The following is a 6229-nucleotide window of genomic DNA, read 5'->3' on the forward strand; positions in this document are numbered from 1 at the left end:
ATCGGTACACGCTCGAAAGGGACGACCATGGCACTCTCCCGTTCGGCACGCTCAGGAGCACTGGTCACCGCCGCGGCCTCCTTCCTCCTCATCGCTGCCGCACCCGCACCCACCCCCGGCGCCCCCGGCATCGGCGACCCCTACTTCCCGCAGCTGGGCAACGGCGGTTTCGACGCCCTCCACTACGACCTCGACGTCGCCTACGCCCCCGGCACCGGCCGCCTGGACGGCCGTACGACCCTCACCGCCCGCGCCACCCAGAACCTGTCCTCCTTCGATCTGGACCTGCAGCAGCTGGACGTCAGCCGGGTCGAAGTCGACGGCAGACGCGCCGAGTTCACCCGCACCGGCGACGAACTCGTCATCACCCCGCGCCACAGCCTCGCCCGGGGCCGCACCTTCCGGGTGACCGTCGCCTACGGCGGCGTACCGCAGCCCCTCAGCGGACCCATCGTGTTCGGCTCCAAGTACGGCTGGATGAAGACCGCCGACGGTGTCTTCGTCGCCTGCGAGCCCAACGCCGCCTCCACCTGGTTCCCGTCCAGCGACCACCCCTCCGACAAGGCCACCTACGACATCCGGATCAAGGCGCCCAAGGGCCTGACCGGCGTCTCCAACGGCCGGCTCGTGTCGACGTACGACAAGGGCGGCTCGACGTACAGCCACTGGCGCGAGTCCAGGCCGATGGCGACGTACCTCGCCACCGCCACCATCGGGAAGTTCGACGTGCGCACCGGACGGACCCCCGGCGGCACCCCGATCTACGTGGCGATCGACCCCGTCCTGAAGAACAGCAACAAGGTCGACGTGTACGCCGTGACGGCCGCCGCGACCGACTACTGGTCGCAGGTCTTCGGGCCGTACCCGTTCGAGGAGACCGGCGCGATCGTCGACGACATGCCCGAGGCCGGGTTCTCGCTGGAGGTGCAGAGCAAGCCCGCCTACTCGGCGGTGCGCAGCGAGTCGACGATCGTGCACGAGCTGGCCCACCAGTGGTTCGGCGACTCGGTGAGCGTCGACCAGTGGAAGGACATCTGGCTCAACGAGGGCTTCGCCAGCTACGCCCAGTGGCTGTGGGCGGAGCACCAGGGCACCCGCTCGGCCCACGACTCCTTCCTCGCCGCCTACAACGCCCGCCAGGCGGACGACAGCTTCTGGCAGACCAAGGTGGCCGACCCGCAGCGCGACACGATGTTCGCCTCCGCCGTCTACCAGCGCGGCGCGATGACGCTGCAGATGCTCCGGGAACGGATCGGCGACCAGGCCTTCTTCAAGCTGCTGCCCGCCTGGACCAAGCTCCACCGGTACGGCAACGCGAACACCGCCGACTTCATCCGCCTCGCCGAGCGCGTCAGCGGGCAGCAGCTGGACGGCCTCTTCGACACCTGGCTGTTCACCACAGGGAAACCCGCCCTGTGAGCCTGGCTTTGTAAGGTTCACGTCGTTCGGCAGGTGAGAATACCGGGGTGCAGCTCCAGCAGATCTTCAGTCCCTCCGTCCAGCACACGCTCGATGTCATCGGCATCTTCGTGTTCGCCATCTCCGGCGCGCTGCTGGCCGTCCGCAAGAACTTCGACGTGTTCGGCATCGCCGTACTCGCCGAGGTGACCGCGCTGGGCGGAGGGCTGTTCCGCGACCTGATCATCGGAGCCGTACCCCCGGCCGCCTTCACCGACCTCGGATACTTCGTGACCCCGCTGTTCGCCGCGCTGGTCGTCTTCTTCCTGCACCCGCACGTGGAACGCATCCAGTCGGCGGTGCTGGTCTTCGACGCGGCCGGTCTCGGCCTGTTCTGCGTCAGCGGTACGACGAAGGCGTACAGCTACGGCCTCAACCTGACCGCGTCGGCGACACTCGGCCTCGCCACCGCCGTCGGCGGCGGTGTGCTCCGGGACGTGCTGGCCAACGAGGTGCCCTCACTGCTGCGCTGGGACCGCGATCTGTACGCGGTCCCAGCGATCGTCGGCGCCACCATGGTGGTGCTGTGCCTGCGCTACGACGTCCTCACCCCGTTCACCAGCGGACTCGCCGCCGTCACGGCTTTCGTGCTGCGCCTGCTCGCGATGCGGTACCACTGGCGAGCTCCGCGCGCGTGGAACCGGCGGTCGACGGTGACCGAGGAGTAGTCCCGGTGGTCCCGGCGGCGTTCCCGGCGACGGAACCCGTGGGTCCGGTAAGAGACCGGTCCTGCCCCTTGGCGTGGTTCTGGCCCATCTGCAGGGTCAGCCAGCGGAACACCGTGTCGACCTGGGGCCGCCACAGCGCCATGTTGTGGCCGCCCGCGCTGCGCGGCAGGAACACCACGTGCACGGTCGTCGGCGCCTTGGCGATGGACTCCAGCGCCACGCCCGCCTGGTAGCCGTCGCCGGTCTCACCGGAGACGTAGAGCGCGATCCGCGGCGGCACGGCCTGCTTCTTCAGGATCATGTAGGGGTTGTTCTCGTTGCGCACGGTGGGGTTCTGCGCGGCGAGGGAGTTGCGCTCACCGATCGGGTCGTTGTAGCCGGACAGGCTCACCGCGGCCCGGTAGCGGTCGGGGTGCGCCACGGCCAGCTTGATCGCGCAGTGGGCGCCCGCCGAGTACCCGGCCACGCCCCAGCCCTGCGGCGCCGGCTCGGCGCGGAAGTTGTCCGTGACCATCTTGGGCACGTCGATGCTGAGCCAGGTGTCGGCGTTGACCTGACCGGGGATGTTCGCGCAGCCGGTGTCCACGCCGGCCAGCAGGTTGGTGCGCGGGGCGACCAGGATGAACGGCGCGACCTGGCCGCTCTGCATCAGCGGCAGCAGCTGCTCGTGCGCCTTCATGGAGCCGAACCAGGCCTTGGCCGAACCGGGATAGCCAGGCAGCAGCTCCACCACCGGGAACTTCTTGTTGCGGTAGGCCGGGTCGTTGTACTGCGGCGGCAGCCAGACGTAGACCTCGGCGTTCACCCCGGAGACCCGGCCCTTGAGCTGGGTGACCTTCACTCCGCCGGCCGCGTGCATACCGGGACCGTCGGCCGCTGTGAAGGTCTGCTTGACCTTGGGCAACCGTTTCACCGCTATGCCGCCGGTCCCGTCCCGGCCCAGGTCCTGGGCCTGCTGGACGTGGTCGCCGGTGCCGAGCAGGTCGGCCCAGTTGTCGTACAGGTTGTTCTGGTTGTTGACCATCACGAAGATCAGCGTGACGGCGGTGCCCTGGGCGAACAGGAGCATCAGCAGCCGGGCCGCGGTACGCAGGGGCTTGGGCCCGCGCACGCGCGACCACAGGACGAGCGGCAGTATCAGTGCGACCACGGCCAGCACGATGGTCGTGTAGAGGAACGGAGTCCCGGTGAGGCTCATGTCCCCATAGAGGGGAATCGGCGGCTCAAGGTTGTGGACGTGTCCGGACACTTACCGAGAAATTGCCGGAACCTCACTCGCCCGAGGGATCCGACACTACTCCGTCATCCGCCGGACATCTACAAAGCTACCGCTTAGTAGTTTCCTGTTGTACCGTTCATCCATGCCAGAAGCAGCTTCCGCACCCTCCCCGGCTCTCGGCTTGGCTCGGGCTGGGGGACCCCCGTCGCGGGCCGTGATCGGCGAGAGCGAGTTCGACCGCGACACCGCGGTCACCCGGCGCGAGCCCGGCGTCTACGACATCGACCTCTCGGCCGGCTGGACCATCATCAGCGCCGTCAACGGCGGCTATCTGCTGGCCGTGCTCGGCCGGGCCCTCGCGGACACGCTGCCGCACCCGGACCCCTTCACCATCTCCGCGCACTACCTGACCGCCTCCCAGCCGGGCCCCGCGGTGATCCGTACGCAGCAGGTCCGCACCGGCCGCACCCTCTCCACCGGCCAGGCCTCCCTCTACCAGCACGACGCCGAGGGCAACGAGGTCGAACGCATCCGCGTCCTCGCCTCCTACGGCGACCTCGCCGCCCTCCCCGACGACGTCCGCACGACGGCGACCCCGCCGCCGATCCCGCCCCTGGACCAGTGCTTCGGCCCGGACGACAGCCCCACCCCGGTCGAGGGCAGCTCGGCGATCGCCGACCGCCTGATGCTCAAGCTGGACCCCTCGACCCTCGGCTGGGCGCTCGGCGCGCCCTCCGGCAAGGGCGAGATGCGCGCCTGGTTCGGCCTGGCCGACGGCCGCGACGCCGACCCCCTCTCCCTGCTCCTGGCGGTGGACGCGCTGCCCCCCACCGCCTTCGAGATCGGCCTCAAGGGCTGGGTCCCCACGGTGGAACTGACCGTCCACGTCCGACACCGCCCCGCCCCGGGCCCCCTCCGTGTCTCCATCACCACCCGCAACTTGGCCGGCGGCTTCCTGGAGGAGGACGCCGAGGTCTGGGACACCGAGAACCGCCTGGTCGCCCAGTCCCGCCAGCTGGCCCGCGCCAGAATCGTCTGACCGTCAGGGGCGGTTCAGGGGTGTCCGGCCGAGCCAGGCCGCCAGCTGGTCGTAGGAGGTGGCGTCCTGCGGGCAGTCCTGGCGGGGGTCGAAGGGGGTGTCCTCGCCGCGGGGCCGGCTGTCCGGGAGTACCCTGCGGGCCGTGGCGAGGGCGAACCGGGCGAGTTCGGGGTCGAGTTCGAGGGCGGGTCCGCGCGAGTGCCCGAGGGCCTCGACGAGGTCCCAGGTGTGGGTGACGATCTCCATCACATAGCCCGACAGCGCCGCCTGGCCGGGGACCTCGCCCCACGGCACCCGCACCGCCGCCGTCATCCGCTCGTCGCTCTCCCAAGCCTTCACCGCACGTGCGCGCACCTCGTCGTAGGCCGCCGCCCAGCCGTCGTCCTCGACGCCCTCGGTGGTCGGGTCGACGGCGAGCCCGTCACCGCCCTCGCCGACCACCGCGATGCGCCGGGTGCCACCGACGATGTGGCCCAGCAGACCGCGTACGTCGAACTCGGTACAGGGGGTCGGCAGGGTGAGGTCTTCGGGGCGCACGGTCCTGATGAGGGCGGCCGCCTGCTCGGTGGCGCGGAGGTACAGGGGCCGGGGATCGGTGACCACGTTCGTCATGATGTGCCTCTCGGTGAGTCGGTGCACCGAGCATCCCCGGATAACCTGACAAGTACCGTCAACATTTGCGCGAGCCGTACCGCGGCGGGATCCTGGGCGCTTGAAGTCCGACCGGCTGCTGTCGATCCTGCTGCTCCTGCAGACCCGGGGCCGCGTCCCCGCATCTGAACTCGCCGACCGGCTGGAGGTGTCGGTCCGCACCATCTACCGGGACATCGAGGCGCTGTCGGCCTCCGGCGTCCCGGTGTACGCCGAGCGCGGCCGGCACGGCGGCATCGAACTCCTCGCCGGCTTCCGCACCGATGTCACCGGACTGACCGCCGACGAGTCCCGCGCCCTGTTCATCCTGGCCGCGCAGGGCGCCCATGCCGCGCTCGGGCTCGACGCGGCCCTCGGCTCGGCCCTGCGCAAGGTGATGGCCGCGTTGCCGGCGCCGCACCGGCCCGCCGCCGAGGTGACCAGCCGCCGCATCCTGGTGGACGCCACCCGCTGGAAGAGCGGCCCCCAGCAGGCCGTCGACCTGGAGGCGCTCCAGGACGCGGTCTTCTCCGACCGGCGCCTCAGGCTGCGCTACCGGCACAGCGGGGAGCGCGAGCCGCGGACGTACACCGTGGATCCGTACGGCCTGGTCGCCAAGGCCGGCGTCTGGTACCTGGTCGCCGACCGCCGCGGCGCGCCGCAACTGTTCCGGGCCGACCGCATCCGCACGGCCCGCCGGCTCGACGAACCCGTGCGGCGGCGTCCCGGCGTGGAACTCGCCGACGCCTGGGAGGTGTTGCGCCGCCAGGTGGAGGAGCGGGAGGGCGGGATCGAGGTGACCGTGCGGGTACGGCGGGAGCGGCTGGACATGTTCCGGCGGGTGGCCGCCGCCCATCTGGCCGCTGGGCCGGACGACGACGGCGAGAGCGAGTGGGTCACCGCCCGGCTGGCCTACCCGGTGCTGGGCGCGGTCCGCCAACTCCTCGCGTTCGCCGACCACGTGGAGGTGCTGGACCCGCCCGAGGCCCGCGCGGAACTGCTGGCGGCGGCCCGTTCCGTCACGGCCTTGTACCAGCGGGCCCCGGGCCCCTGAACTGACAGCCGGCGCACAGGGCGAGCCCAAGTGCCGCCAAGGCGCCGCTGGTTGAGTGCGGCTCTCAGAGGTCGTTTTCATCTGCAGTGTGGTAATGCATCCATGTTTGTGCGGGGCAGTGGTCTGGTGTTGATGAGGGTGCTGAGTCGGTCGTGTTTGTC

General features: G+C 70.5%; 6 protein-coding genes. 4 read left to right on the top strand and 2 right to left on the bottom strand.

Annotated features, from left to right (window positions below):
* Nucleotides 1-27 precede the first annotated feature (27 nt).
* Nucleotides 28-1419, top strand: a complete 1392-nt coding sequence (locus AB0L75_RS37405; protein WP_365190465.1) for a M1 family metallopeptidase — start codon at nt 28-30, stop codon at nt 1417-1419.
* A gap of 47 nt (nt 1420-1466) precedes the next feature.
* Nucleotides 1467-2126, top strand: a complete 660-nt coding sequence (locus tag AB0L75_RS37410) for a trimeric intracellular cation channel family protein (RefSeq protein WP_365190467.1) — start codon at nt 1467-1469, stop codon at nt 2124-2126.
* Here the strand turns inward: AB0L75_RS37410 and AB0L75_RS37415 are convergent.
* Nucleotides 2035-3324, bottom strand: a complete 1290-nt coding sequence (locus AB0L75_RS37415; protein WP_365190469.1) for an alpha/beta hydrolase-fold protein — start codon at nt 3322-3324, stop codon at nt 2035-2037. The genes AB0L75_RS37410 and AB0L75_RS37415 overlap by 92 nt on opposite strands.
* A gap of 163 nt (nt 3325-3487) precedes the next feature.
* Here AB0L75_RS37415 and AB0L75_RS37420 point away from each other — a divergent pair, with 163 nt between their 5' ends.
* Nucleotides 3488-4384, top strand: a complete 897-nt coding sequence (locus tag AB0L75_RS37420; protein WP_365190471.1) for a thioesterase family protein — start codon at nt 3488-3490, stop codon at nt 4382-4384.
* A gap of 3 nt (nt 4385-4387) precedes the next feature.
* Here the strand turns inward: AB0L75_RS37420 and AB0L75_RS37425 are convergent, their stop codons facing one another.
* Nucleotides 4388-4996: a TIGR03086 family metal-binding protein gene (locus AB0L75_RS37425; RefSeq protein WP_365190473.1), complete on the bottom strand. Its 609-nt coding sequence runs from the start codon at nt 4994-4996 to the stop codon at nt 4388-4390.
* Nucleotides 4997-5096: 100 nt separating this feature from the next.
* On the opposite strand from AB0L75_RS37425, the gene AB0L75_RS37430 reads away from it, so the two are divergent.
* Nucleotides 5097-6068, top strand: coding sequence for a YafY family protein (locus AB0L75_RS37430; RefSeq protein WP_365190475.1), 972 nt, complete (start codon nt 5097-5099; stop codon nt 6066-6068).
* Nucleotides 6069-6229 lie beyond the last annotated feature (161 nt).

Source organism: Streptomyces sp. NPDC052101 (assembly GCF_040680235.1).
In the GTDB taxonomy this organism is placed as follows: Bacteria; Actinomycetota; Actinomycetes; order Streptomycetales; family Streptomycetaceae; genus Streptomyces.